Below are 25,365 nucleotides of genomic sequence, written 5' to 3'. Positions count from 1 at the left end.
TCTAGGGACTCCGATGAAGCAGGTTTTGCCCAAAGCCGACCCCGAACGCACAAGTGGCAATGTTTTCGCTGCGGCGCGTGGACGGCTGCCTGGTGCAGGCCTTGTTCCTCAAATCCGGGCGAGCGCATTTGAGGCCTACGAGCGTACCGGCCTTCCGCATCGGGGCATGGAGGACTGGAAATACACCGATTTGCGCGCCCTGATCGGCGAGGTGCTGCCACTCGCTCCGCGACCGGATGCGGAGGCACTAGTGCGCGCAAAGGTGTCGGCCGAGCATGTGTCTGCCGATCAGGCGGTCAAACTGGTTTTGGTGGATGGTATATTCGTGCCGGAGCTATCCGATCTCGGCAAGCTGGAAAATGGACTTGTTGTGCGGTCGCTGCGAGAGGTTCTGGAGCATTCGGTCCCTGGCGACATGGCAGGTCTGGTTCTGTCGACGACGAGCGATTCCGTTATCTCGCTCAACGCCGCAATGGCAACAGATGGCCTGGTGATTACGATCTCCGACGGCAACGCGGTGAAGCGTCCAATTCAAATCGTTCATGTCGCAACCGGCGTGTCGGTGTCCACCTTTACACGCTCGTATCTACAGCTTGGTAAAGGCGCGCATGCGGCCATCGTGGAAAGTTTCGTCTCGGCTGAACACGCGAGCGGCTATCAAGCCAACGATGCGATAATCGCCCTAGTCGGTAACGAGGCGAGCCTTTCGTATATCCGCGTCGCAGCCGCGGCCTCTGACGCCGTGAATATCTCGTCGGCGATCATCGCAGTCGGCGCCAGGGCTAAGCTCGACCTCTTCAGCATGACCTGCAGCGGCTCTATCAGCCGCTATCAGGGATTCATCTCGCTGGCTGGCGAGGGAACCGAGGTCTCGGCGAATGGAGTTAATCTCATCAGGGCCGAGCTTCACGCCGACACAACGATGGTGGTCGACCATGCCGTGCCACATTGCACCAGTCGGGAGAAGTTCCGCGCGGTCGTCGACGATCGAGGCCGCTCGGTATTTCAGGGACGAATTGTCGTTCGTCCTGCCGCCCGGAAGACGGACGCCACCTTGACGACGCGAGCGTTGCTCTTATCCGACGAGGCTGAGGCCGACAGTAAGCCGGAACTTGAAATCTTGGCTGACGACGTGACCTGCGGCCACGGAGCGACATCGGGTGCGCTGGACAACAGTCTCGTATTCTATCTGCGCGCTCGAGGGCTACCCGAGAAGGATGCGAAGTGGTTGCTGATTAAGGCGTTCCTTGGCGAGTCGATTGAGGAGATCACTTCCGAGAATCTGCGCGATTTTGTGACAGCTCAAGCTGAACACTGGCTGCAGGCGGGGCGATGAGCGCACATCCCGCGGTGAGCAATGGCAGTTACGACGTCAACCGTATACGTACGGACTTTCCCGCGCTCGCCATGACGGTGTACGGCAAGCCGCTTGTTTACCTCGATAACGCTGCATCCTCGCAAAAGCCAAACGCGGTGCTTGACCGTATGATGCGGGTGTACTCCAGCGAATACGCCAACGTTCATCGCGGCTTGCACTACCTCGCAAACGCGGCGACCGAGGCGTATGAAGGCGCCCGTACCAAGGTGGCGCGGTTTGTGAACGCGCGCGCAAACGAAGAGATCATCTTCACTCGGAGCGCCACGGAGGCAATCAATCTGGTCGCCCAGACTTTTGGCCGTGAACGCATTAAGTCGGGTGATGAGATCGTGCTCTCCATTATGGAACACCATTCGAACATTGTGCCATGGCACCTTCTCAGGGAACGACTCGGTGCGGTGATCAAATGGGCGCCAGTGGATGATGACGGAAACTTCTTGCTCGATGAGTTTGAGCGACTGCTGACCCCGCGCACCAAGATGGTTGCAATCACACAAATGTCGAACGTGCTCGGCACAGTATTGCCGGTGAAAGACGTGGTGAGGATCGCGCATGCTCGTGATATCCCGGTGCTGGTTGACGGCTCGCAAGCTTGCGTCCATCTGAGCGCCGACGTTTGCGACATTGATTGCGATTTCTACGTCATGACAGGCCACAAACTCTACGGTCCGACCGGGATCGGTGTTCTTTACGGCAAGTCTGAGCATCTGGCATCGATGCCGCCCTTCAACGGCGGCGGGGAGATGATCCGCGAGGTCTCCCGTTCCGGCGTCATTTATAGTGATCCGCCGCACCGGTTCGAAGCAGGTACGCCGCCGATCGTCGAAGCCATCGGTTTAGGGGCAGCTATCGATTACATCAATTCAATAGGCAAGGTGCAAATCCGCAGGCACGAGAGCGTACTGCTCGCTTACGCGCAGGAGAGGCTGGCGGGGATCAATTTCATGCGCGTGATCGGGACCGCGGCACACAAGGGACCGATCGTTTCCTTTGATATGAAGGGGGCGCATGCGCATGATATTGCCACCGTCATCGACCGCGCCGGTGTGGCGGTGCGGGCGGGGACCCATTGTGCGATGCCGCTGCTCAAGCGCTTCGGCGTGCTGGCAACGTGCCGCGCGTCCCTCGGACTTTACAATACACGTCAGGAGATCGATGTGCTCGTGCGTGCGCTTATCAAGGCGCGGCAGCTGTTCTCGTGATTCGGCGAGCCTGCGATCTCCAGGTGGGCAGCTCGCATTGAGGCCTGGAGGATGAGGTCATGCACCTCATGCATAACAGCAGGTAAGCACCTGTAGGTCGCAACAAGCATACATAGGATTGATGGGCCTGTGTCGGCCAGCCGCCCTTGCGGCCGGTCTTCCAGTGCGGCGCCTTCGGCGAGGTCGATCGCAGAGTACTGCGATCGCGAACACGCTCGAGAATTGGGCTGGCAATTTCACGCATAGCCAGCCCTTGTTCAATTTCGAACAGGGCCACGCCAAGAGTTCTCTGCCCCAAGCGTAATGTCGGGTTCGCAACACCAGCCACCGTAACCGCATGAGGCGCGCTAAGCGATTTTGATTGCTATGTTTTTGGTGCTTATGATGCGCTGGCATGCTGGTTGCAAAAGTCTTGCCCAAGAGGCCGCCCTCGCAACAGCTAACTTTTTGAAGGACATCAGATGAGTCTCGCCACGACCCAGAGCATCGCAGAAATCAGGGCTCGCAATAAAGAGCTGATCGAGGAGGTGCTGAAGGTCTATCCGGAGAAAACCGCGAAACGGCGTGCCAAGCACCTCAACGTTCACCAAGCCGGCAAGTCAGATTGCGGGGTGAAGTCCAACATCAAATCCATACCTGGCGTGATGACAATCAGAGGCTGCGCCTATGCAGGGTCAAAGGGAGTGGTCTGGGGACCGATCAAGGACATGGTCCATATCAGCCATGGCCCGGTAGGCTGCGGTCAATATTCGTGGGGCTCCCGACGAAATTATTACGTTGGCACGACGGGGATCGATAGCTTCGTGACCCTGCAGTTCACCTCCGACTTCCAGGAAAAGGATATCGTATTCGGTGGCGACAAAAAGCTGGTCAAAATTCTTGACGAAATCCAGGAGCTGTTTCCGCTCAACAACGGCATCACGATCCAATCGGAATGCCCGATCGGATTGATCGGTGACGACATCGAGGCCGTGTCGAGAGCAAAGTCCAAGGAATACGGCGGCAAGACCATCGTGCCGGTCCGTTGTGAGGGCTTTCGGGGTGTGTCGCAATCACTAGGCCATCACATCGCCAATGATGCGGTGCGCGATTGGATTTTCGACCAGCTCGAGTCCGATGGCAAACCAAAGTTTGAGCCGACGCCGTACGATGTTGCGATCATCGGAGACTACAATATCGGCGGGGACGCCTGGTCATCGCGAATTCTGCTAGAGGAGATGGGCCTGCGGGTGATAGCGCAGTGGTCCGGCGACGGTTCACTAGCTGAGCTCGAGGCAACGCCGAAGGCAAAGCTCAACATTCTGCATTGCTACCGTTCTATGAACTACATCTCGCGCCACATGGAAGAGAAGTTCGGTATCCCCTGGTGCGAGTACAACTTCTTCGGACCTTCAAAGATCGCAGAGTCGCTGCGCAAGATTGCTGGCTATTTCGACGACAAGATCAAGGAAGGCGCCGAGCGGGTGATTGAAAAGTACCAACCCCTGGTGAACGCTGTGATCGCAAAATATCGCCCGCGCCTGGAGAGCAAGACGGTGATGCTGTACGTCGGAGGGCTCCGTCCGCGTCATGTGATCGGCGCATACGAGGACCTCGGGATGGAAGTCATTGGTACCGGATACGAGTTCGGTCACAACGACGACTATCAGCGCACAGCTCAGCACTACGTAAAGGACAGCACGCTCATCTACGATGACGTTAATGGCTATGAGTTCGAGCGCTTCGTAGAAAAGCTCCAGCCTGACCTCGTCGGCTCGGGCATCAAGGAAAAGTACGTTTTTCAAAAGATGGGTGTGCCGTTCCGGCAGATGCACTCCTGGGACTATTCGGGCCCATATCACGGCTATGACGGCTTTGCCATCTTTGCCCGCGACATGGACATGGCCATCAACTCGCCCGTCTGGAAGAAAACGAAGGCCCCCTGGAAGGAAGCTTCGAGGGCCAAGCTCCTGGCTGCAGAATAAACCAACTCATCTCGGTCCGCGCGAAGGCCGGGGCGACACCAATCTCGATTGTGAAGGATTTCAACAATGGCGCAGAGTGCCGAACACGTGCTCGATCATCTCGAACTGTTCCGAGGTCCAGAATACCAGGAGATGCTGGCCAAGAAGAAGATATTCGAGAATCCGCGCGAGCCCGCCGAGGTCGAACGCATCAAGGAATGGACGAAGACGGCCGAATATCGCGAAAAGAACTTTGCGCGGGAGGCGCTAGCGGTAAATCCGGCCAAGGCATGCCAGCCGCTTGGCGCCGTATTCGCCTCTGTTGGCTTTGAGGGCACGCTGCCCTTCGTCCACGGCTCGCAAGGCTGCGTTGCCTACTACCGCAGCCATCTGTCGCGGCACTTTAAGGAGCCTTCTTCCTGCGTCTCCTCGTCGATGACGGAAGACGCTGCCGTATTCGGCGGTCTGAACAACATGATCGATGGGCTCGCGAACAGCTACAACATGTACAAACCCAAGATGATTGCAGTCTCGACCACCTGCATGGCCGAGGTGATCGGCGATGACCTCAATGCCTTCATCAAAACGTCGAAAGAAAAAGGCTCGGTCCCGGCGGACTTCGACGTGCCATTCGCCCATACGCCGGCGTTCGTCGGGAGCCACGTCACCGGTTATGACAATGCGCTCAAGGGCATTCTGGAGCATTTTTGGGACGGTAAGGCCGGAACAGCGCCGAAGCTGGAGCGCAAGCAGAACGGGGCGATCAACATCATTGGTGGGTTCGATGGCTATACCGTCGGGAACCTTCGCGAAATCAAGCGCATCTTGGCGTTGATGGGCATCCAGCACACGATTCTCGCTGATAATTCTGAAGTCTTCGATACTCCGACAGACGGCGAATTCCGGATGTATGACGGAGGCACGACGCTGGAAGATGCGGCCAACGCGGTTCACGCCAAGGCGACAATCTCCATGCAGCAGTGGTGCACCGAAAAAACGCTGCCATTCGTTGCTGACCATGGGCAGGACATCGTATCCTTCAACTACCCGGTGGGCTTATCCGCAACGGATGACTTTATCGTGGCGCTGTCACGCATCAGCGGCAAGGAGATTCCCGAGCAGCTCGCGCGAGAACGTGGCCGCTTGGTCGACGCCATCGCTGACTCCAGCGCGCATATCCATGGCAAGAAGTTCGCGATCTATGGCGATCCGGATCTTTGCTATGGGCTGGCTGCGTTTCTGCTCGAACTCGGCGCCGAACCGACCCATGTGCTGTCCACGAACGGCAGCAAGGCATGGCACGAAAAAATGCAGATGCTGCTTGCAAGCTCGCCATTCGGGCAGGGCTGCCAAGCCTATCCGGGCCGGGACCTCTGGCACATGCGCTCACTCCTGTTCACCGAGCCAGTGGATTTTCTGATTGGCAACACCTATGGCAAGTATCTGGAGCGCGATACTGGAACGCCACTGATCCGCATCGGCTTTCCGGTTTTTGATCGGCATCACCATCACCGGTCCCCCCTATGGGGCTATCAGGGCGGCCTGAATGTGCTCGTGAAGATCCTGGACAAGGTCTTCGATGAGATGGACAAAAAGACGAACGTTCTTGGCAAAACTGACTACAGCTTCGACATCATTCGTTGATGAGCGACGGTGTCGCGTGCCATCGCGATAACTGCGATGGCACTAGCACGTGACCGTTGACCATGCAATTAGTTTGCGCTGAGAGGAAAAAGGGATGAGATCACTAGCGGCCACGGTCCAGAATATTTTTGACGAGCCGGGCTGCGCCAAGAACGGCAGTAAGTCGGAGGCTGAACGCAAGAATGGCTGCACCAAGCAACTGCAGCCGGGTAGCGCTGCGGGCGGCTGTGCTTTCGATGGCGCCAAGGTTGCGCTACAGCCGTTCACCGATGTCGCTCACTTGGTGCATGGTCCGATCGCGTGCGAAGGGAATTCCTGGGACAATCGCGGCGCGGCGTCGTCAGGCTCGAATCTGTGGCGCACCTCGTTCACAACCGATTTGAGCGAAACCGATATTGTATTCGGAGGCGAGAAGCGGCTCTGCAAAGCGATCAAGGAGATCATCGACAAGTGCGACCCGCCCGCGATCTTCGTTTATCAAACCTGCATCCCGGCGATGATTGGCGACGATATCAACGCAGTCTGTAAGGCCGCATCTCAAAGGTTCGCAAAGCCGGTGATCCCGATCAATTCCCCGGGCTTCGTCGGCTCGAAGAACCTCGGTAACAAGCTCGCCGGCGAGGCGTTGCTCGACTATGTGATCGGGACGCAAGAGCCAGACTACACCACCCCGTACGATATCAACCTGATCGGAGAATACAACCTTTCGGGAGAGCTCTGGCAAGTGAAGCCACTGCTAGACGAACTTGGAATACGGATTCTTTCCTGCATCTCCGGCGATGGCAAGTATCGCGAAGCCGCTTCAGCCCATCGCGCGCGGGCGGCGATGTTGGTGTGCTCAAAGTCCATGATCAACGTCGCACGCAAGATGGAGCAACGCTACGGGATTCCGTTCTTCGAGGGGGCGTTCTACGGTATTCAAGATTCGAGCGAATCGCTGCGTCAGCTTGCCCGCTTATTGGTTGAGCGCGGCGCGCCTGCAGATCTGCTCGGGCGCACTGAATCGGTGATCGCGCGCGAGGAAGCGTGGGCCCGGGCTGCGATAGGGCCGTACAAGCCACGATTCCAAGGCAAGAAGGCTTTATTGATTACCGGCGGCGTCAAGTCATGGTCGATCGTTGCGGCACTCCAGGAATCTGGGCTTGAGTTAGTCGGAACCAGCGTCAAGAAATCAACCAGGAAAGACAAGGAGCGCATCAAGGAGCTGATGGGGCAGGACGCCCACATGATTGAGGACATGACGCCGCGCGAGATGTTTAAGATGTTAAAGGACGCAAAAGCGGACATCATGCTATCGGGCGGCAAGTCGCAGTTCGTCGCGCTGAAAGCGGCGATGCCATGGCTCGATATCAATCAGGAGCGTTGCCACGCCTATATGGGCTATGTCGGAATGGTCAAGCTGGTGGAGGAGATCGATAAGTCACTCTCGAGTCCGATGTGGGAGCAGCTACGTCGACCGGCCCCATGGGATGTATTGGCCAAGGCGATGGAGCAGATGCAATCGCCCGTGGCCGCGATCGCCTGCGATCCGGCGCTCGCCGAAACCGCGCGCCGCGCGAGGAAGATCTGCGTGTGTAACGCGGTCGATTTGGGCACGATTGAGGATGCAATCTACGCGCACGGCCTGAGGAGCGTCGCAGCGGTGAGAGAGCATACCAATGCGGCCGGTGGCTGCTGCCAGAGACGCATCGAAGGTATCTTGGTGTCCGAGCCATCTGCCATGCGACAGGCCGCAGAATAGGGAGGCGTCATGGCCATCGTCACGGCGCCGACGAAAGCCTGCGCTGTCAACCCGCTGAAGATGAGTCAGCCGATCGGCGGCGCATTCGCCTTCATGGGGCTGCGCGGGGCGATGCCGCTTCTGCACGGCTCCCAGGGATGCACATCCTTCGGGCTCACGCTCTTCGTCCGGCATTTCAAAGAGGCAGTACCGCTGCAGACCACGGCGATGAGCGAGGTCGCGACCGTACTCGGCGGTTATGAGAATCTCGAGCAGGCGATACTGAACATCTACAACCGTACCAAGCCAAAGGTCATCGGTATCTGCTCGACCGGTGTCACCGAGACCAATGGCGACGATGTGGATGCCTACCTCAAGCTAATCCGCAACAAGCACCCGCCACTCGCAAAGTTGCCAATGGTGTATGTCTCGACGCCTGATTTCAAGGGCGCGTTCCAGGACGGGTGGGAGAAGGCTGTGGCACGCATTGTGGAGGTGCTGGTGGAAGGGCCCAGCGCCAATGGCCTGAGGGACCCATTGAAAGTGAATGTTCTGCCAGGATGTCACCTGACGCCCGGCGACATTGATGAACTCCGCGCCATAGTGGAGGATTTCGGCTTGTGCCCGTCCTTCCTCCCTGACCTGGCCGGATCGCTCGATGGGCATATCCCCGATGAGTATACGCCAACGACCATCGGCGGCATCGGCGTCGACGAAATTGCGAGCATGGGGCGCGCCGGATGGACGATTGCGATCGGGGCGCAGATGCAGCGTGCGGCAGAGGTCATGCAGGTCAAAACCGGCGTGCCTTTTCGTGTCTTCGAGCGGCTGTGTGGTCTCTGTCCGAGCGACGAATTCATGACCTTCCTGAGCGAGATCAGCGGCCGCCCCATACCCTTGAAATATCGGCGCCAGCGCGGTCAGCTCGCCGATGCAATGCTGGACGCACATTTCCATATTGGCGGTCGCAAAGTTGCTATCGGCGCTGAGCCAGATCTTCTGTTCGATCTGTCAGGCATGCTGCATGACATGGGAGCGCAGGTGACAGCGGTCGTGACGACCACTCAGTCGGAGGTGATCGAGCGGATCAAGACCAAGGAGGTACTCATTGGCGATCTCGAGGATCTGGAAGGGCTTGCCAAAACACACCATTGCGACCTCTTGATCACGCATTCGCATGGCAGGCAAGCGGCGGCTCGGCTGAAATTGCCGTTCTTTCGCACGGGTTTTCCGATGTTCGATCGACTTGGTGCGGGACACCAACTATCCGTGGGCTATCGTGGTACCCGCAATCTGATCTTTGAAATCGCCAACCTCGTGATCGCGCACCGCGAGGAAAACGATCGGCCTACGCCCGATAAGTGGCGGACTGCGTCCCGGTTGCCACTTTGCTCGGGCTATCGCAGCTCCACCGGCGCGGCTGCGGGGTCGATTGGATGAAGGTCGCGTTTGCCACTCAGGACCTGAAACGAGTCGACGCCCATTTTGGTTGGGCAAAGAATATCGCAATCTACGATGTCACGCCTGGAGGGCACGTGCTTCTCAAAGCGATCGAGTTTGAGGGCGATCTAAAGGAAGACGGCAACGACGACAAGTTGGCGCCGAAGATCGAGGCGATCAAGGATTGCGCAATCCTTTACGTCGCCGCCATTGGTGGTGCCGGGGCTGCGCGAGTGGTGGCCAATAAGATCCATCCTATCAAGGTGAACAAGCCGGAAAGCATTCTGGTGTTGCTCGAAAAACTCGAGCGCGTACTGAAGGGCACGCCACCTCCCTGGCTACGCAAGGCCATGGCAAAGGACCGAGGGCGTACGTTCGAGTTCGACGAATGAGGTGATATGACCGCAAAAATAGAGCAGCAGGGCAGCGCCGTCGACGCGCCGTTCCTCAAGGAGTTGATCAAGATTTGGCGTGCTCAGGATACCAACGGAGCCTGGGAAGCGAAGAGTGATCTTGACCTGCTCGAACCCTATATCCTGGACAAGCAGAAAAGGCGCGCATTGCCGATTATCGGTGATCCCGATTCCGATACACTGTGGCGGCTTAAGCTGTTCTTCGATGCGGTCGCGCTCTCGATCGAGAAGGAGACCGGCGGGATGATCCAGCCGATTCTGGATCTGCATCATGAAGGCTTCGGCCGCATGGTGCTCATCTCAGGCCGGCTGATCGCCGTGAACAAGCAGCTGCGCGACGTCCATCGCTTCGGATTTGATAATTTCGTAAAGCTCGCGCAGGAGGGCGACAAGTACGTCGGCGACGGAATCGACTTGATTCGGAAATTTCCGGACGTGGCGAACTATTGGGGATACTCATGAGCGATCGTGAAGCACTGAAGGCCGAGCTAAGGAAAGTATCCGTCAAGGCGACGCAGGCCAAGATGGATTTGCACGACCTTTCGGAAGAATTGCCCGTCAACTGGACTTCGATCATGGTGGTGGCGCAGAAGGCGCACGACGCCTATGCCGAACTGGAGCGTAAGAGCCGTGATCTGAAGGCCATGGAAAATACCTAAAGGAGGCCCGACCCATGTCATTTGCAACGCGAGGTGGGCGCGAATGGACGCCAGAATATCTGATCTCGATCAACAGCAAGAAGTGCATCGGCTGCGGCCGCTGTTTCAAGGTGTGCGGTCGAGATGTCATGACGTTGAAAGCAATCAACGAGGAAGGCGAACTTGTCGACCTCGACAATGACGAGGACGATGAGGTCGAGAAGAAGATCATGGTCCTGGACGATCAGGGTGCCTGCATCGGCTGCGGTGCGTGCGCCAGGGTTTGCCCGGCCGACTGCCAGACCCACGTTTCAGCTGCAGCCGAAGCTGCATGAGCGAAGGCAGCTCTCCGGGGCCTCTAAGAGCAGCAGGCCCGGCTCGGATTAAAGGAGAGCATTTTCAGGAACAGCTGAGCCGTAACGATATTACGTCCGTGGTAGGTCTTCAGGTTACTCGTCGCGTCGAGAACGCGGGCGATAAGTTCCAAGGAACATCAAATGCTAGAGGAGACGATCATCCGTTGGTCTTGTCACGCCTGCCAGGAGAGGCATGGAGCCCGTCTAGCGGAAAAGGGTGTTGTTCACGTGGGCAGCAACCTGTGAGTGCTTGATCCTAACCAGCACCCCGAAGTGTGGACGGAGAATGAGAACGACGAGTGGAAGCGGGTCGACAAGCCTACGAGGTAGTCGTCCGTTCTTTATCGCAGGCACGGTGTCAACCCCGATAGTAAACGTGATCCACTGCCGGGTTAATGGTTCTTTCCGCGGTAGTCTCCACAGGGAGCCGCCGCATGATCGCGTTCAAGAGGTGTGCATCTCGACGTGAAGAATGCGGCGCGTAAAGCCCGCAGGCACGACTTCAAGAGGCCAACACCTTCGTACCGGCAGGGACGCTTGTTCCGCCGAAGGCGCACCTGGTGTAGTTTAAGACATGCCTCATGCGGGGCGCAAGTCTTCAGCCAGGCGCGCAAGATGCCCAACTGCCGCCGACGGCCGCCTGGGGAGCAAATAGCGGCCTTACCTTCGCAGCTTGTGTGGCCCGATGCTGACCGCTCGAAACGAGCTCGTGAACCTGCGGCGCGCCGGCCGTTCTCGCTGTACAGCGGCGGATGTCGATCCAGTCCCAACCGACCTTGCCGGCGAGCTGAACCGCGCGTGCTTCATATTGACGATCTGGTTCAGCCTGGCCAGGAACAGATTGCCCGATCCCGTCGTCCTGTGCTTCTGCGGCCGCATCGCCACCTCCGATGCGACGGAATTATGGTTGTCGATAATCCAGAAAATGAAATTCCGAGACTCCGATACCCGGTGCACCATAACCGTACATTCGCAGATCGGTCCACAACGACGAGATGCGGTTTTAGCTCATTTGCTCAGCCGTCCTTCACTGACGAGGGGTTAGCTTCCTCTCACAAGAGCCGGCGACAGATGCTCAACCTCGGCGTCAGCTCGTGGTCAGCTAGACATCTTACTATCCTCGGTAGAGCTCGAGCAACGCGAGCTCAGCACCCCAACCGTACTGACAGGAGAGCGATCCGATGTATGGCCGAATTGTTGGCTCATCTAGCCAATCCACAAGCGCTACCCAGGCTGATGAAGCAAGGCATTCAGATGACGAGGGCTTTGCTGAAAAGCTTGTAGGCATGGCGCCCGATGCTGGCCCAAGTTCGTCTCAGGCAGCGACACGGCCGTACTCCGTAATTTCCCAACCTCCGATCAAAGAGATCGACATCGATGAGTTCGGGGAAGAAGTGAAGGCCTTTTATGGCGACGACATAAAGCACATTGCCGATAATCCACTGGAGTACTCGGATTTCATATCCACAAAAGCTGAGCGCGCGGCAAATGTTGCTAGAACCCAGGGTCACACCGACGAAGATACGGACGAGGCGCGATATTACGCCTATCGCTTGGGTGACAAAACTGTTGGGCTTCTGAGGACAGAAGGAGGACTTCGGGTAGGAGGAAGGCGATTCAGCGCCCAGTTTCCCGGTCGAAACGCGGTCACATCCCAAGTAGATCTTCGGGTTACTCATCCGCTCGTCGAGAACGCTGGCGATATTCTACTTGAGCATCAGCTTCGGCAAGACGGCGAACAGGCATTGATTATGTCAAAACCTGCGCTCCCAGGCATAGAGCCCCGTCTCGCTCAGATGGGCTTTGTTCCTGTGAGTGATAAGAATCACTGGGTACTTGATCCTCACCAGCATCCCGACAAGTGGACGCATAACGCTGAAGGTAAATGGCAACGTGTAGGCAAACCCGAAGGATATCTTGCCGCCGAGAGTACTGGTGCTCAGGCAAACATCGAGCGAGCTTCGAGTGAAGCAAGTGATGAGACAGAGTCGTCAGGCGATGACACGTCTTGGTACTTCGAGCGCCTCAATCTACGCCCGGGGTCGGCTGCCGAATAGTCGCTGTGGACGAGGTCGGGCCTGAAAGCGGTGGCTGCTCGAGCTCATTGAGTATGTTCTGCAGGAATGGCTCGCCACTTCAACACGCGCTTGCGTCAGGCGGCGGGATCGCGCCCAGAGTGCTGCACCGACCAGCGCTGGGGCCGCTCGCCGCCAACGCGGCTTAGCCCTCAGCTGCCTGCGCTGGCGCTGCGCAGCCCGGTGCTCCCCCACCGCGGGTTGGCTAGGGGCCGGTCCTACCGACCAATCCTGCTTGAGTGGGGCATCTTGATACAGTCGGCGACATCGTCAATGCACCAAAGCAGAGCCCGTAAGAGCAGGGGAGGGAGCTCAAAGAGAACCATGAAGCCGATCGCAACCTGGAAATGATATGGCCTCACTACGGGACGGTCAAACTTGGCCGCGAGCCTGATCAAGGACCGCGAAACCCTGCTGGCCTTCTACGACTTCCCTGCCGAGGATTGGGTTCAACTGCGAACGACGGATGAGATAGACTAGCGATTTCTTCATGGGAGACGACGATTGCGGCGATCATTCGACCGCCCGTCCGCATCTAGCGCCGTCGATTGCCGCTGCGGGCGGCCGTCCGGCTCGGCGCCCAATAGACCTGGCGCAAACCCTCCTGATCGCGGCTTGCACCGAGAGCGGTACCTTGTCCAGGATATTAACAGTGTTGTGCACCTAGCATCGCTAGTGTAGGGTGCCGGGAAGCCTTCCAGGGGCCGAGCGCGCCATCGCCGACGGCGACTCCCGGGCCGATCTAGAACTCGCGCTTTGCTTGATCGATCGGGAGTTCGCGCCTGATGGAACAGTATTGGTAGTGTCATTCATGGCGTATCGCTCTCCTCGAGAGGTTTTGGCAGCCTTCCACACCCGCCTCCATACGTCGCCGATCTCAGGCCGTCATCACTCACATTTCCGCAAAGTCTAGCGAAGCTCGAAGGTTCGGTCATCTCGGGCATCGGCCAATAAGCAAGCCGCCTTCTTCGATCAGGAGTCGGGAGCCAGGCTCAGCGAGGTGGTTTCTTCGCGATGGTATGAGCTGGTGCCGGCGCCTGGGTCACGTCCTCGTTCTTATATTTGGTCGTCCGTTAGGAATCCGATCTCAGCGGTGATGGTCGCTGACGGCAACAATGATGGTTGTGCGCCAAAGAGTACTCAGCCAGGTGAGAATGCGGCGGAAGTTGTGGCGCGACGGCGGAGAGGGTGATTATCGGCGCCGCCGGCGCGGCCTTTGACGTAACCGCGGCCGAGGTGACCATCTGCCCCAGTTGTCCTATGCCGGGTTCGATGGCGGAGGGGCGGCGCAGCTCGCGCTTGATGATGCCGAAGACCCCGGGCTTTTGGCCGGAGATGAAGGCGCGACGCGGGTGCACCGAAATTATCAGGTGCGCTGGCGCCCCTCATCGCCGTGGTACTCCACGTCCGAGGCGTGGAAGGAATGCAGCTCCTGCCGCGCTGGCGCTGCCGCTGCGGCGAATCTGCGTGGCCCGGCCAAGCGGAAGGGTGAACGCGTTCTCGAGCGCAGGTTGACCTTCGATCTTGCGGCGGATCTCGCGGATAATCCGGCCCAGCCGCCTGCGCAGGATGCGCAACCGCCGGTGACGCCGCTTGAATTGCTTGCAAGGGCGTAGCAGGAAGCCATCACTGCCGCGGTCTTGGCAATACAAAGATAGGACTGCCGCAGCTTGACGCCCGGGCTTGCTCGCCAGGCGGCTGATCCCCTTGATCACCGCCGGGGCGGCAGCTTAGAGGCTCCGATGCCCGGTGCACTAAAAAGCAGGATTTGCAAACCAGTCCACAACGACAAAGTGCGATTCTAACTCGTTCGCTTAGCCGTTCTTCACGGGCGGCGAAGTATCTTGAAAGCTGAAGACGGTGGTATCGATACTGAGGGAGGTTCGAGCCTGATTCCTCAGACAATGAGCCTTCACTGGAGCGCGCTCTTAGTAGGGGGCTGCTCGTGCAGTAAAGTAGCTCCAACAGCAGCTGCGGGCCAGAAATGACGGACATTTCGCCGTTCCACGCGGGCACTAGCCTAAAAGCGGGGGCACGTTCGCCGCGTGCGCCCCCTCGCGGGCGGGGAGCGAGCGTTCACGTTCTGGGAAGCACTTGCGATGCCGCGATGGATACGCCATCGCAGGGCATCCGGGCCTTCCGCAGCGTGGCGATTAGCGAGCAGCAACCAGCCATCGAGTTTAGCAGTCCGGCAAATGGTCCAGAAAGTTTGGAGCGCGAAAGCTGTAGCTGCGCAGCCCGGCATGGAAAGGGCAGCAAGGCTCAATGCTCCAGCGAATTGTTCTGAATTGTGCGTCAACGCCAATGAGGTATGCTGCGACGGCGAAGCTTGCGGTTGGATTGCCGGAAACACGTTCCGACACTTGTACGGTTCTTGCAGGCTTGATTGCGCGCGACAATGAAGAACGTTTTGCAATAAACGAGCGATGAATGCAGCCAGACGCGATCTATGCGATTTGCGGCTTTAACGACATTCCGAGCCGCCAGGCCATAGGATTCCATCTTATGATCGTCGATGATGATGGCAATCACGGACCGTGGTCCATCATTGTGGTGCGCTGGGGCAAAAAGGTACTTGGCTATGTCAACAAATGCCCTCACAACAACGTCAATTTGGACTGGGAGCGGAACCAATTCCTGGACCCAGACGGTATCCGACTGATGTGCGGCAAGCACGGTTCGACCTTCGAACTCGGCACCGGCCGGTGTGTCGAAGGTCCATGTCAGGGTAGAACGCTCACACCGATCGCGTTGGCAGTTCTGGATGGTGATATCTGTGTTCTCGGTGTGCGTCTTGTCGAAGACGATGCATCGCCCAACAACTGAAGACCGCCTCAGACCGGGCGGTTCTCGTTGCGGTTTTTCACCGGCTCCATCCTCTTTAGCCCGCCGTCGTAAGAGATCTCCTCATAGGACAGATCGAGATCCTTTGCGGCATCGAGGAGGTAATCAAGCTTACCGCGCGGATCGAGTTTCTTGATGTCGTCCTTGTTCAGCCCAACCAGATCCATCATCTCCTTCCAGACCGTGGATTCATCGCACGGTAGGACGTGAAAGCTAATATCACCGATCTTCACTCGGTACTTCGCCAGTAAATCAATGTTGTTGCAGAACATGAAGTAGCGGCCGGTTGGGCTTAAGGCGCCGTCAAGGACGGTTGCGACGTCAGCAAGATAGGCGAAGGAATGCAGGTAGCCGGCCAGCACCGGAATAGTGCGTTCGCCGTCCTGCGCGATCGTCAACACCTGCTCAATCGAATAGTCTGGCGGTCGTTTCTCGTCCGCGACCTGATTCTGGAATTGTAGTGCCACGTCGCCGCGGAAGCCGAACCGGCCCGCCTTCGTAGTCCCGCCTTTGAGTACAGCATTGAGCAGGCGGCCCTCCTTCTCAAGTCTGCCGAGTGCGGTGTTCTCGATTGCAGTCATTAAATTCTTCCTCGATCTAAACTCTTCACCGACGCCTTGGCCGGTGCAAGATGCGATGCAAATTGCTTGCCGTTCCATGCGTAGCGGCCTTCGCCGTAACTTAAAAGAAAACGCGTCAGTGCCTGCTATCGGCTCACGGAGCCTTGTCGGAAACCCGACACCGGTTTCCAACACCAACAGTCGCGATTCAAAGAAGTGAGCATCATCAAGCGTATGCGCGCTGGCACGTGACTTGCCCCTAGCAGCTAGATCCAAGATGATGAGGGAAAGCCGTGATCAACCTGACGCACAGCGCAGTGAACGCAATCAAGAGCGCGATTTCATCGTCGACGCACCCGACCGGCGGTCTGCGCGTCATGATCGAACCGGGCGGCTGCAATGGATTCAAATACAAGATGGGTCTGGCCGAAGAACCGAATCCTGACGACGCCGTGATCGAATGCGATGGGCTGAAGGTGTTCGTCGATAACAAGAGCCGTGAGCATCTGATCGGGACGACCATCGATTTCGTAATGGCACTGGAGGGTTCTGGCTTTATGTTTCACAACCCGAACGCCACCGCGAACTGCTCGTGCGGAAAATCGTTTGGCTGATGAAACAGATCGTTCAGCTGATGAGGAGGACATCGAAGCATGCCGGCCGAACCGGAACAACTGAGGCAATCGTCGCCCATTGCGACAGGCCGAGAGCGCCGCATTCGCGGCGCTATCGGAGAGATCCGACCCAATCTGGGACGCGATGGTCGCGACTGTCACCTGATCGGGATCAATCGTAGTAGGGTCATGGTCAGGCTGTCCGCTGCCCGCACGTTGTGTAAGCTTTCGAGCGTGACGCTGAAAGGTATTCAGGCGCGGCTTGTCGATAAACGCGACGAATTGGGTCGCCTGATCCCCGGCGTGGCTGCAGGCGAGGTGGCGGATTGAGCGAAAATCCAATGCTGATTTACCTCGATAACAATGCAACGACTCGGACCGATCCATCCGTCGTGCAAGCCATGTTGCCGTTTTTCACCGAGAAGTTCGGAAATGCATCGTCCACGCATGCGTTTGGCAGCGAGGTCGCAGTAGCTGTGAGGCAGGCCCGGCGTAGCTTGCGTATCCTGCTAGGGAACGCATGCGATCATGAGATCGTTTTTACCTCGGGAGGGACCGAGGCTAATAATGCCGCGATCCTCGCTGCGCTTGCGACACACGAAGATCGCGACGAGATTGTCACCACGTCAGTTGAGCACTCCGCCATTCTTGCGCTAACGGAGCAATTGGAGACAAGAGGAGTCAAGACGCACATCGTGCCCGTAGATTCCCGCGGCCGGCTCGACATCGAGGCGTTTCGCGGCGCACTCGGGCCACGCACAGCGATTGCCTCTGTTATGTGGGCCAACAACGAGACCGGAACGATTTTTCCCGTGGAGTTTCTGGCCGGGTTGGCCCGGGAGGCCGGCGCGCTGTTTCACACTGATGCGGTCCAGGCCATCGGTAAGGTGGGCGTGAACCTGAGGGACAGTGCGATCGACATGCTGTCGCTATCCGGGCACAAACTGCACGGCCCCAAGGGGACCGGCGCGCTATATCTGCGCAGAGGAACAAAATTCCGGCCGCTGATCTGCGGCGGATCACAGGAACGAGGGCGCCGAGGCGGGACTGAGAACATTCCCGGCATTGTCGGCCTGGGAAAAGCCGCCGAGCTTGCGGCGGAGCGGCTTGAACCCGAACGCGTTCGCATTGGCGCTTTGCGCGACCGTCTTGAACAGGGAATCTTAAAGAGTGGCGAGTGCGTTGTGCTCGGCGACACCGGCAATCGGTTGGCGAACACGACCAATATTGCCTTCGACAATCTCGAAGGCGAAGCCATCGCCCACCATCTCGATCGGGCAGGCATCGCTGTGTCGCTCGGATCCGCCTGCAACTCCGGCTCCATTCAGCCATCGCATGTTCTGCGTGCCATGCAGGTGCCGCAGTGGCGGATGCACGGCGTCGTGCGCTTTTCCCTGTCGCGTGAAACCTCTGTCGCGGAGGTCGATGAGGTCGTGTGCGCAGTGTCCGACATCGTCGCTCGCCTGCGCGCCACCTCCCCCGTCGCGGTCAGGGAGTAGACCTCGTGAAAATCATGATCCGCCGGTCTCCGGACGCGGGCCTGTCGATCTACGTGCCAAAAAAGGATCTCGAAGAGCCAATCGTTGAATCGGAGTACGAGACGCTATGGGGCGGCTGGATCAAAGTAGCTAACGGCTGGGTGCTTGATTTGCCTGAGATGCCGAGCAGCACACCCTTACCGATCACAATTGACGCTAAAAAACGGGGCGGGAAGGGGGACGATCCGTGAAGGCGCCCCCACAGATCGACTTGGTCGATGGTGCCGATGCAAAGGCGAGCTCGTGGACATCGCTGCCGGGTTGAGGGCCGCGCGCGCCATTCCCTATCTCGGTCCTGGCCTCGCCGAATCGTGCAGATCCGATATGCCGACCACGCCAGAGGCGTTGGCCAGCTTCTTCGCGAGCAAGGTTACGCCGCCGCGGCGGGCTAGCGACAATGCGTGGGCGCAGCATATCGAGATCAGTAAACACCGTCCGCCATGACGGCATTGATGACGCAGGCCTTCGCTCGGCCAGTCGAGCCGACGCGTTTGCACCATCATCTTGCGTCCCTGTCCCTGCCCGTCATAGTCGACCCGTGGTATGATGCCGCTATGCGGACGTGCTGGGTGAGCGCGATGGATAGGGCGAAGTGCAGGGTATCACCCGCATCGCCATTGACGAGAATTGCTGGTATCGCTTTTACGATTCACTTGGCCAAGAGGTCGTCAGTGCTGTGGCCGGCCGCTCGGCGACGGTGTTGTACAAGCCGCATGGCAGCGTGCAGCCGGCCAACAACTTCCTTAGTTCCGACGCACACATGTCGAGGCGTTGACCGAAATCGACATTCAGACACCAATTCCGGACATCATCAAGGAAAGGCGAACACCGGACAGACCTTTCTCTTCATCGGCTGTCGCTTCAACGATTAGCGTATCTATGCCCGGCAGATCATCAAGCGCTCGGCCGACACCCACTATGCGATCGTGGATCCCGGACGCGCCCTCTCGCAACGAGCTTCTCGAGCAAGGCCTTACACCGCTTGCGACCGGGCTCGCTTGCGCGGTTGAGATACTGATCACGCATTAGCGTCCTTGTGAAGCCCGAATCCCCCAGCTCGTGTCGAGTTATTTGCGAGCGCCGCAACGCGAGAAGATCCGTTCAGACGGAGCCGGGTTCCGGTGAGCTCAGCGCGAGAATGAATGCGCAAGCCATGAAGCGCTGCGTGAGAATGACGACGTATCTGTCGCACTGACAACAAGCGCATCATTGCATGTTCTTACATGAGTCAGCGCCCATCGTTTCCGCCAATTCGTGGGCGTATGGCTGCAATTTCATCGTCTCCTCCATGGCATGCAAGTTGCTACCCAGCTTCTTGAGGCTGGCTCACGGATGGTCTTGGGGGCCGATGATGCCTGAAGGGAAAAATGAAAATGAACGCGGTCGTCGGACGCGGAAAATATGTCAAAGCTGCAGTGGATGGCGGCAAGATGAAGTCCGCCGCCGAGCATAAGGGCTGCCGCGCTTCCGCCAACACCGGGCAGGCGAGCTGCGGCTCGCAGGCAGGGCAAGGCGATCTGCCGATCGAAATCTGGGAAAAGGTCAAGAACCATCCCTGCTACAGCGAAGAAGCGCATCATCATTACGCTCGCATGCATGTCGCGGTCGCGCCTGCCTGCAACATCCAGTGCAATTACTGCAACCGAAAATACGACTGCGCCAATGAATCGCGTCCGGGTGTGGTAAGCGAGAAGCTCACGCCCGAGCAGGCGGTAAGAAAAGTGCTCGCGGTCGCGACCGCCATTCCGCAGATGACGGTCCTTGGCATCGCTGGTCCCGGCGACCCCCTGGCCAATCCGGCAAAGACGTTCAAGACCTTCGAGCTGGTCGCCAAGGCGGCTCCAGACATCAAGCTTTGTTTGTCAACCAACGGACTGGCTCTGCCGGACCATATTGATACCATCGCCAGGTCCAAAGTTGACCACGTCACCATCACTATCAACACGATCGATCCCGAAATCGGCGCCAAGATCTATCCGTGGATCTTCTTCAACCACAAGCGCTACACCGGCATCGACGCGGCAAGAATACTTACCGATCGCCAGCTGCAAGGCCTCGAGATGCTTAGCGAACGAGGTATCCTGTGCAAGGTCAACTCGGTGATGATCCCGAACATCAACGACCGCCACTTGGTCGAGGTCAACAAGGCGGTGAAGTCGCGCGGTGCCTTCCTTCACAATATCATGCCACTGATCTCCGCGCCCGAGCACGGCACCGTATTTGGACTCAACGGTCAGCGCGGACCGACTGCGTGGGAATTGAAGGCGCTGCAAGATGCTTGTGAAGGGGAGATAAAAATGATGCGGCATTGCCGCCAGTGCCGCGCCGATGCGGTCGGTCTACTCGGGGAGGATCGCAGCGCAGAGTTCACCACCGATCAGGTCATGAAAATGGACGTCCAATATGACTTAGACATGCGCAAGGAATATCAGAGCAGGGTAGACCGTGAGCGTGCCGCCAAAGTCGCGGCCGGCCAAAAGGAGCTTGCCGAATGTGCCGGAGAGATGAGCGCGATCACTCTTCTAGTGGCCGTCGCAACCAAGGGCTCGGGGTTGATCAACGAGCACTTTGGGCATGCAAAGGAATTCCAGGTTTACGAACTTTCTACATCCGGCGCCAAATTCGTCGGCCACCGCCGCGTCGACGTTTACTGCAAGGGTGGTTATGGCGAGGAGAACCGGCTTTCCGCCATCATGGGGGGCATCCCTGACTGCCATGCGGTCTTCGTGTCCAAGATCGGCGGCTGTCCGAAAAGCAAACTGATCGAGGCGGGGATCGAGCCCGTCGATCAATACGCCCATGAGTTCATTGAGACGTCGGCGATCGCCTGGTTCAAATCCTATTTGGACAAGGTGAAACGGGGGGAGATCCAGCACGTGCAGCGCGCCGGCGCCGCGATCCGGCAAGTATCTGGGATCTCTGCAGCGTAAAGGGGGAATATGTGCCGTTCAAGATTGTCGCCTCGCAGTGTACTAGCTGCTCAGCCTGTGAACCCTTATGCCCGAACGATGCCATCTCGGAGAAGGGGGGGAGCTTCGTCATTGAAGCAGCGAAATGCACTGAATGTGTTGGCCATTTCGACGAGCCGCAATGTGTCGCCGCCTGTCCGGTCGACAACACCTGCGTGGTTGACACATCCTTGCCTCGCTACCAGGCGCCAGCTTAAAGCGTGAGGCCCGTGAGTGGCATGCCAATAGCTGGTTCAGAAAGCGTCATTAGCTACGTGCTGCGCGTTGGCGGCGGCGCAGGCGCCGACGTTCGGTCCTCCATCACGGACGAGGACTGCACTGGATCGCCGTGCGTTCGTGCTGTAGCTGGTCGGCAGCACGGCCTTGGCGGGCTTTCATTCCGCGCGGTGGTGCAAAGGCGGTTCGCGCTACCGAGAGCGACCTTCTCGCCAGGGCTGCCATCGTCGATGTAACTAACGATGCCGCGCGATCATGAAGTGATGCAGGATCTTGCCTGCGGTAGGCGCGGCGGCTCCCCGCATCTCCAAAGGAGCGAAGCATGAGGAGCGATACATGAACAGCATCGTTCGCGACAGCGACGTCGTCGAGCTCACCGAGCCGCCTGCCTTCAGCTTTGGCGAAAAGGTGCGAGCCAATCGCACCATCCGCAATGATGGCACCTATCGCGGCAAGGAGATTGGCGACGTTCTCGTCAAGAGGGGAGAGGTGGGTTACGTCGTATCGATCGGCACGTTTCTGCAGCAATTCTACATCTACGGCGTCGAATATCTGGAAAGCGGCTACCGGGTTGGCATGAAACGCAGGGAACTGGAGCCGGTGGACACCTGCGCGGAGGTCGATGATCTGCCGTTGCCGGAGGAGTCATGACGCAGCGCGGCTTTCCAAAATATTGGCGTGGCGAGCGGGCCAAGACCGCAGTCGACCTCGTTAACGACCACTCATTTCCCGATACAGAGCCCGAGGGAGTCTTGCTCGCCGCCGGAGCGAGCGGAGAGATCATCAACGTCGCAATCAATACCGAAGCGAACGTGCCGATCTACGTTGTCGAGTTTGGTAAGCAGCTGCTCATCGGCTGTCTAAGGAAGAAATCACAGTGCTTTGAATGGAGGCGTTCGCCGTGAATGCTGCGCTGATGAGAAAGATAAAAGCCGGGCTGGTGCCTCACCCCAACGAGCTCGATCGAAAACGGATCGAGCGCGGCTTGAGCTCACGCAGGCGCTATCTCTACGTCTCGCCGAACGTGACGCCGGTGAGGGGCGGCTACCTCGTCGAGAGCCCATGTTGCTCGCGCAACGTCAACAAGGATGGCGCTCTCATCGATGTCGCGCTGATTCTTTATGATACCGTGTGCGGGGTCTGGAAGCTGTTTCGCAAGAACCACGCGCGAGGAATCTGGGAATTTTACAGCCTTTGCCATCGGTTGACTTCTGCAATCGACGAATTGAACGCGGATCCGGAGCGTCTGTTTTGGCAATGAAGTCCCGGCTTTTAGGAGTCAAAGAGGAGCCACGATGGCGCTCACCGCGGAGGAAGTGATCGAAATTGAGCGGCTGCTTGCAGCCGAGGGCGCCGAGATGGGTCCGTTTGTCGAGCTGCGCCGCCGCTTTCCGCAACTTGCTTGGGTGCGCTGTGATGCGTCGGATGTGGCGGATCAGCCGTTCCGGCAGTTTCCGCGTTTCGACCTTCATCTGATCGATGGATCGGATCACTGCGTGCAGATTACGGCCGATCCGACGCGGGCCACCGGCATCGTATTGGCCAAAAGGAATGTTGAGCGGTGAGCACTGCACTAGCAGAGTATCGGCTTGATGGCGCGCACACTGTGGAGGAGAATACATCATTCATTCCACTGTCCGATCCTGATATCACCTTCGCCGAGCTCTCTGCCGTTGAAACGCTGCTGTGTTCGCCGCAAATCTCCAACTGGCGGACTACTGAGGCGTTTGAGCACGCTTTCGCCGCCTATCTTGGTCGCAAATATGCTGTTGCGGTCTCGAGTGGTACCATAGGGCTCCTCCTTACGCTGAGGGCGCTCGGCATTGGCCCCGGGCACGAGGTTATCGCCTCTCCCTACTCCTTTCGTGAGACCGCGTATGCCATCAGTCTCGCAGGCGCACGAGCGGTATTTGCAGATATCGACGATTGGTCGGGAGCATTAGTCCCAGCGAAGGCCGAAGAGCGCATCACGGCCAACACGCGGGCGATTGTCGCCGGCAATCCCAACGGTCATCCAGCGCCATGGTCGGAGCTGCGCGCGGTCGCGCAGCGCCATCGGCTGCTGCTTTTGGAGGATTCCACCGAGGAGATCGGATCGAGCTACAAGGGTGAGCTCGTCGGCCGCTTTGGCGACACCGCGGTGTTTGACTTTGCTCAGCCGGTGGCCCTGACCTGTGGCGAAGGCGCAATGGTGGTGACCGACGATATCGACATCGCGCTCGGCTTGCGTCGCCATCGCGCCCATCGCGTGGACGAGCGCTCTTCCGTTGTCGTCGGTAGCACGGCACCTTATCAGGCTGGCATGAGCGATCTCACGGCTGCCCTGGGCCTAGCGCAGCTCAAACGTCTCGATGAAATCCTGGAGCGCCGTCGGTTCGTCGAGCAGCTCTATAACGCGCATATGCAATCATTTGAGGGCATCAAGCCGCCTCATGTTGGCCCTGATGTAACCGAGGTGAACTGGTTGCTTTATCTCGTTCATCTGGGGACGCGCTTCACGCGATCAGGGCGCGACGCCATTATCGAAGATCTGCGCGGCGCGCAGGTTGAATCCGCCGCCTATAGCCAACCGCTGCACTTGCAACGCCACTACTGTGACTTTGGCTATCGGCGTTGCGATTTCCTGGTTGCGGAAAAAATAGCAGATCGCGCTCTTGCGCTTCCGTTTCACACCCATCTCACGAACAAGCAGATCGAGTTTACCGTCGAGTCCATGAAAGATGCGTCGATAAACGTGGGAGCGGGTGTCGCGATTTACTAAGATGATTGTCATCCACGACACGGAAGAACGAGGGTTGAAGTTGCGATGAGCGTTGTAGGTCTCATCGCAAGAAATGAGCCTCGGACCGAGGATCCTCGTTTGTGGCAGCGTTGTCGGATACATCGTGCCCCACATGCCGGAAGCGTGCCGCATGCCGCTGGAGGTATGCACTCGACTTACGACCGCAAGAGAAATGCTCCTAGCGAGCGCGAAGAAGACCTGCTCGATAGCAGAGAAGGCGGCGCGTCCAAGGCGCGGCTTGAGAGCCTACGCGTCAAGGTGCCCAAAGCCAAGCACATCAAAGTCGAGAGTCTCCGCTCAGGATCTTTAGAGTTACCAAAACGGGGGATCGGTATGAACTCGCAACAAGTCATCATCCACGTCCGCTTCGCTCCGAACGGAAGGGTGATCCAAATCAGCGAGCGTCCGGCGAAGCTCACGCCGAACCAGTGGTTTGACGTCCTCAACACCCGTGCCAGCTCCGCCTATCGAGCGCTCGCTCGTGGTCGTGGGATTTTTCAACTGAGCCGAACTGCGATCGAAGCCTTCAAGCAGGAAACTGCGAGGCCGGGATGAGCGAACCTATAATCGACAACCTGATGAGCGGTCAGATCGAGGTTTTTGTCGTCTGTCCGGCCGATGCCATCGAGCGGAGTGGGGCCATGAGCTTTAGCTTGTCGCGGATTGACGATAGGGGCGAGAGCCGGCCGTTTCCGATTATTGTGGTGCGCACCTTCGGCAATGACTATTTTGGTTACGTGAATCGTTGTCCGCATGAGAGCGTCTGGCTGAACATCGGCTCCGGTACGTTTTTCTCGACGGACCGCTCCTTTCTTAGATGCGGCCGGCACGGAGCGAGATTCGAGATCGACACTGGGATGTGCATCGACGGCCCCTGTGACGGACAATCGCTTGAGCTGGTAGCGCTCGCCGTGATCGAAGGTGACGTCTGCCTGTGCGGCGTCAAGCTGCTGGAGGATGATCGGTTTGCCGACCCCTTCGGGGACAGCGACGAGACCATGGATATTACGATCCATCCGGACTAACGGGCCTA

27 protein-coding genes and 2 pseudogenes are annotated in these 25,365 nt (G+C 58.2%); 26 read left to right on the top strand and 3 right to left on the bottom strand.

Annotated elements, in window-relative coordinates; genetic code table 11:
- Positions 1-13 precede the first annotated feature (13 nt).
- The 10 genes from sufD (at position 14) to fdxB (ending at position 10,713) form a co-directional block, all read left to right on the top strand.
- The gene (gene sufD / locus BRAGE_RS0131590) at positions 14-1,336 is read left to right on the top strand and encodes a Fe-S cluster assembly protein SufD (RefSeq protein ID WP_027563319.1); all 1,323 of its coding nucleotides are present in this window, start codon (positions 14-16) and stop codon (positions 1,334-1,336) included.
- On the top strand, positions 1,333-2,580 hold the full coding sequence (locus tag BRAGE_RS0131585) for a cysteine desulfurase (RefSeq protein ID WP_027563320.1): 1,248 nt from the start codon (positions 1,333-1,335) through the stop codon (positions 2,578-2,580). Before sufD ends, BRAGE_RS0131585 begins: the two co-directional genes overlap by 4 nt.
- Before the next feature lie 461 nt (positions 2,581-3,041).
- Positions 3,042-4,544: a nitrogenase molybdenum-iron protein alpha chain gene (nifD, locus tag BRAGE_RS0131580; RefSeq protein ID WP_027563321.1), complete on the top strand. Its 1,503-nt coding sequence runs from the start codon at positions 3,042-3,044 to the stop codon at positions 4,542-4,544.
- Between the two features lie 66 nt (positions 4,545-4,610).
- Positions 4,611-6,167 carry a nitrogenase molybdenum-iron protein subunit beta gene (nifK, locus tag BRAGE_RS0131575; RefSeq protein WP_027563322.1) on the top strand — a complete coding sequence of 519 codons (1,557 nt, stop codon included), beginning with the start codon at positions 4,611-4,613 and terminating at the stop codon, positions 6,165-6,167.
- A gap of 94 nt (positions 6,168-6,261) precedes the next feature.
- Positions 6,262-7,908 (top strand): nitrogenase iron-molybdenum cofactor biosynthesis protein NifE, encoded by a 1,647-nt coding sequence (gene nifE, locus BRAGE_RS0131570; protein ID WP_027563323.1) that lies wholly within the window; start codon positions 6,262-6,264, stop codon positions 7,906-7,908.
- A 9-nt stretch (positions 7,909-7,917) separates the two neighbouring features.
- Complete coding sequence (gene nifN / locus BRAGE_RS0131565; protein ID WP_027563324.1) at positions 7,918-9,327, top strand: nitrogenase iron-molybdenum cofactor biosynthesis protein NifN; 1,410 nt, start codon at positions 7,918-7,920, stop codon at positions 9,325-9,327.
- The gene (gene nifX, locus BRAGE_RS0131560; RefSeq protein WP_027563325.1) at positions 9,324-9,719 is read left to right on the top strand and encodes a nitrogen fixation protein NifX; all 396 of its coding nucleotides are present in this window, start codon (positions 9,324-9,326) and stop codon (positions 9,717-9,719) included. Before nifN ends, nifX begins: the two co-directional genes overlap by 4 nt.
- Before the next feature lie 6 nt (positions 9,720-9,725).
- Positions 9,726-10,202: a NifX-associated nitrogen fixation protein gene (locus tag BRAGE_RS0131555; RefSeq protein WP_027563326.1), complete on the top strand. Its 477-nt coding sequence runs from the start codon at positions 9,726-9,728 to the stop codon at positions 10,200-10,202.
- On the top strand, positions 10,199-10,399 hold the full coding sequence (locus BRAGE_RS0131550) for a CCE_0567 family metalloprotein (protein ID WP_027563327.1): 201 nt from the start codon (positions 10,199-10,201) through the stop codon (positions 10,397-10,399). The genes BRAGE_RS0131555 and BRAGE_RS0131550 overlap by 4 nt, the downstream gene beginning before the upstream one ends.
- 14 nt (positions 10,400-10,413) lie before the next feature.
- A complete protein-coding gene (gene fdxB, locus BRAGE_RS0131545) occupies positions 10,414-10,713 on the top strand; it encodes a ferredoxin III, nif-specific (protein WP_027563328.1) in 300 nt (99 codons plus the stop codon).
- 728 nt (positions 10,714-11,441) lie between these two features.
- Here fdxB and BRAGE_RS55170 read toward each other — a convergent pair.
- Positions 11,442-11,613, bottom strand: a pseudogene (locus tag BRAGE_RS55170) (IS5/IS1182 family transposase); the annotation flags it as partial.
- A 302-nt stretch (positions 11,614-11,915) separates the two neighbouring features.
- Between BRAGE_RS55170 and BRAGE_RS53580 the strand changes: the two are divergent.
- Complete coding sequence (locus BRAGE_RS53580) at positions 11,916-12,791, top strand: host specificity protein (protein ID WP_231164219.1); 876 nt, start codon at positions 11,916-11,918, stop codon at positions 12,789-12,791.
- A gap of 1,105 nt (positions 12,792-13,896) precedes the next feature.
- Here BRAGE_RS53580 and BRAGE_RS58075 read toward each other — a convergent pair.
- A pseudogene (locus BRAGE_RS58075) lies at positions 13,897-14,487 on the bottom strand (IS5/IS1182 family transposase); the annotation flags it as partial.
- Positions 14,488-15,239: 752 nt separating this feature from the next.
- Here BRAGE_RS58075 and BRAGE_RS0131525 point away from each other — a divergent pair.
- A complete protein-coding gene (locus tag BRAGE_RS0131525) occupies positions 15,240-15,635 on the top strand; it encodes a Rieske (2Fe-2S) protein (protein WP_027563332.1) in 396 nt (131 codons plus the stop codon).
- Between the two features lie 8 nt (positions 15,636-15,643).
- On the opposite strand, the gene BRAGE_RS0131520 is transcribed toward BRAGE_RS0131525, so the two are convergent.
- Positions 15,644-16,234, bottom strand: a complete 591-nt coding sequence (locus tag BRAGE_RS0131520; protein ID WP_027563333.1) for a hypothetical protein — start codon at positions 16,232-16,234, stop codon at positions 15,644-15,646.
- 272 nt (positions 16,235-16,506) lie between these two features.
- Between BRAGE_RS0131520 and BRAGE_RS0131515 the strand changes: the two genes are divergently transcribed.
- The 14 genes from BRAGE_RS0131515 (at position 16,507) to BRAGE_RS0131450 (ending at position 25,357) form a co-directional block, all read left to right on the top strand.
- Complete coding sequence (locus BRAGE_RS0131515; RefSeq protein ID WP_027563334.1) at positions 16,507-16,827, top strand: iron-sulfur cluster assembly accessory protein; 321 nt, start codon at positions 16,507-16,509, stop codon at positions 16,825-16,827.
- Between the two features lie 39 nt (positions 16,828-16,866).
- Complete coding sequence (locus BRAGE_RS0131510) at positions 16,867-17,157, top strand: NifU family protein (RefSeq protein ID WP_027563335.1); 291 nt, start codon at positions 16,867-16,869, stop codon at positions 17,155-17,157.
- Positions 17,154-18,326 (top strand): cysteine desulfurase NifS, encoded by a 1,173-nt coding sequence (nifS, locus tag BRAGE_RS0131505; protein WP_027563336.1) that lies wholly within the window; start codon positions 17,154-17,156, stop codon positions 18,324-18,326. Before BRAGE_RS0131510 ends, nifS begins: the two co-directional genes overlap by 4 nt.
- 5 nt (positions 18,327-18,331) lie before the next feature.
- Positions 18,332-18,556 (top strand): putative nitrogen fixation protein NifT, encoded by a 225-nt coding sequence (gene nifT / locus BRAGE_RS0131500; RefSeq protein WP_028146453.1) that lies wholly within the window; start codon positions 18,332-18,334, stop codon positions 18,554-18,556.
- A gap of 401 nt (positions 18,557-18,957) precedes the next feature.
- Positions 18,958-19,140: a hypothetical protein gene (locus BRAGE_RS57200; protein ID WP_028146452.1), complete on the top strand. Its 183-nt coding sequence runs from the start codon at positions 18,958-18,960 to the stop codon at positions 19,138-19,140.
- A gap of 598 nt (positions 19,141-19,738) precedes the next feature.
- Entirely contained in the window at positions 19,739-21,295 is a 1,557-nt protein-coding gene (nifB, locus tag BRAGE_RS0131485) for a nitrogenase cofactor biosynthesis protein NifB (protein ID WP_027563337.1), read from the top strand.
- Between the two features lie 11 nt (positions 21,296-21,306).
- Positions 21,307-21,531, top strand: a complete 225-nt coding sequence (locus BRAGE_RS50415; protein ID WP_035730299.1) for a 4Fe-4S binding protein — start codon at positions 21,307-21,309, stop codon at positions 21,529-21,531.
- 355 nt (positions 21,532-21,886) lie between these two features.
- Positions 21,887-22,201, top strand: a complete 315-nt coding sequence (locus tag BRAGE_RS0131480; protein ID WP_027563338.1) for a nitrogen fixation protein NifZ — start codon at positions 21,887-21,889, stop codon at positions 22,199-22,201.
- Complete coding sequence (locus BRAGE_RS0131475) at positions 22,198-22,455, top strand: nitrogen fixation protein NifZ (RefSeq protein WP_027563339.1); 258 nt, start codon at positions 22,198-22,200, stop codon at positions 22,453-22,455. Before BRAGE_RS0131480 ends, BRAGE_RS0131475 begins: the two co-directional genes overlap by 4 nt.
- The gene (locus BRAGE_RS0131470; protein ID WP_027563340.1) at positions 22,452-22,811 is read left to right on the top strand and encodes a DUF3024 domain-containing protein; all 360 of its coding nucleotides are present in this window, start codon (positions 22,452-22,454) and stop codon (positions 22,809-22,811) included. The genes BRAGE_RS0131475 and BRAGE_RS0131470 overlap by 4 nt, the downstream gene beginning before the upstream one ends.
- A gap of 34 nt (positions 22,812-22,845) precedes the next feature.
- Positions 22,846-23,115, top strand: a complete 270-nt coding sequence (locus BRAGE_RS0131465; protein WP_027563341.1) for a DUF6129 family protein — start codon at positions 22,846-22,848, stop codon at positions 23,113-23,115.
- 41 nt (positions 23,116-23,156) lie between these two features.
- Positions 23,157-24,311 (top strand): DegT/DnrJ/EryC1/StrS family aminotransferase, encoded by a 1,155-nt coding sequence (locus tag BRAGE_RS0131460; RefSeq protein ID WP_027563342.1) that lies wholly within the window; start codon positions 23,157-23,159, stop codon positions 24,309-24,311.
- A gap of 165 nt (positions 24,312-24,476) precedes the next feature.
- Positions 24,477-24,887 carry a hypothetical protein gene (locus tag BRAGE_RS57770; protein WP_347336537.1) on the top strand — a complete coding sequence of 137 codons (411 nt, stop codon included), beginning with the start codon at positions 24,477-24,479 and terminating at the stop codon, positions 24,885-24,887.
- The gene (locus BRAGE_RS0131450; RefSeq protein ID WP_051378215.1) at positions 24,884-25,357 is read left to right on the top strand and encodes a Rieske (2Fe-2S) protein; all 474 of its coding nucleotides are present in this window, start codon (positions 24,884-24,886) and stop codon (positions 25,355-25,357) included. Before BRAGE_RS57770 ends, BRAGE_RS0131450 begins: the two co-directional genes overlap by 4 nt.
- Positions 25,358-25,365: the final 8 nt, after the last annotated feature.

The sequence above is a fragment of the Bradyrhizobium genosp. SA-4 str. CB756 genome (genome assembly GCF_000473125.1).
Lineage (GTDB): Bacteria > Pseudomonadota > Alphaproteobacteria > Rhizobiales > Xanthobacteraceae > Bradyrhizobium > Bradyrhizobium arachidis.
The sequence above is the reverse complement of the archived record's forward strand: the minus strand, read 5'-3'. Positions and strand labels throughout refer to the sequence as shown.

Excerpts from the sequence above, each read along its gene's own strand:
- sufD (WP_027563319.1), top strand. The coding sequence starts at position 14 with ATGAAGCAGGTTTTGCCCAAAGCCGACCCCGAACGCACAAGTGGCAAT.
- BRAGE_RS0131585 (WP_027563320.1), top strand. The coding sequence starts at position 1,333 with ATGAGCGCACATCCCGCGGTGAGCAATGGCAGTTACGACGTCAACCGT.
- nifD (WP_027563321.1), top strand. The coding sequence starts at position 3,042 with ATGAGTCTCGCCACGACCCAGAGCATCGCAGAAATCAGGGCTCGCAAT.
- nifK (WP_027563322.1), top strand. The coding sequence starts at position 4,611 with ATGGCGCAGAGTGCCGAACACGTGCTCGATCATCTCGAACTGTTCCGA.
- nifE (WP_027563323.1), top strand. The coding sequence starts at position 6,262 with ATGAGATCACTAGCGGCCACGGTCCAGAATATTTTTGACGAGCCGGGC.
- nifN (WP_027563324.1), top strand. The coding sequence starts at position 7,918 with ATGGCCATCGTCACGGCGCCGACGAAAGCCTGCGCTGTCAACCCGCTG.
- nifX (WP_027563325.1), top strand. The coding sequence starts at position 9,324 with ATGAAGGTCGCGTTTGCCACTCAGGACCTGAAACGAGTCGACGCCCAT.
- BRAGE_RS0131555 (WP_027563326.1), top strand. The coding sequence starts at position 9,726 with ATGACCGCAAAAATAGAGCAGCAGGGCAGCGCCGTCGACGCGCCGTTC.
- BRAGE_RS0131550 (WP_027563327.1), top strand. The coding sequence starts at position 10,199 with ATGAGCGATCGTGAAGCACTGAAGGCCGAGCTAAGGAAAGTATCCGTC.
- fdxB (WP_027563328.1), top strand. The coding sequence starts at position 10,414 with ATGTCATTTGCAACGCGAGGTGGGCGCGAATGGACGCCAGAATATCTG.
- BRAGE_RS53580 (WP_231164219.1), top strand. The coding sequence starts at position 11,916 with ATGTATGGCCGAATTGTTGGCTCATCTAGCCAATCCACAAGCGCTACC.
- BRAGE_RS0131525 (WP_027563332.1), top strand. The coding sequence starts at position 15,240 with ATGCAGCCAGACGCGATCTATGCGATTTGCGGCTTTAACGACATTCCG.
- BRAGE_RS0131520 (WP_027563333.1), bottom strand. The coding sequence starts at position 16,234 with ATGACTGCAATCGAGAACACCGCACTCGGCAGACTTGAGAAGGAGGGC.
- BRAGE_RS0131510 (WP_027563335.1), top strand. The coding sequence starts at position 16,867 with ATGCCGGCCGAACCGGAACAACTGAGGCAATCGTCGCCCATTGCGACA.
- nifB (WP_027563337.1), top strand. The coding sequence starts at position 19,739 with ATGAACGCGGTCGTCGGACGCGGAAAATATGTCAAAGCTGCAGTGGAT.
- BRAGE_RS0131480 (WP_027563338.1), top strand. The coding sequence starts at position 21,887 with ATGAACAGCATCGTTCGCGACAGCGACGTCGTCGAGCTCACCGAGCCG.
- BRAGE_RS0131475 (WP_027563339.1), top strand. The coding sequence starts at position 22,198 with ATGACGCAGCGCGGCTTTCCAAAATATTGGCGTGGCGAGCGGGCCAAG.
- BRAGE_RS0131465 (WP_027563341.1), top strand. The coding sequence starts at position 22,846 with ATGGCGCTCACCGCGGAGGAAGTGATCGAAATTGAGCGGCTGCTTGCA.
- BRAGE_RS57770 (WP_347336537.1), top strand. The coding sequence starts at position 24,477 with ATGCACTCGACTTACGACCGCAAGAGAAATGCTCCTAGCGAGCGCGAA.
- BRAGE_RS0131450 (WP_051378215.1), top strand. The coding sequence starts at position 24,884 with ATGAGCGAACCTATAATCGACAACCTGATGAGCGGTCAGATCGAGGTT.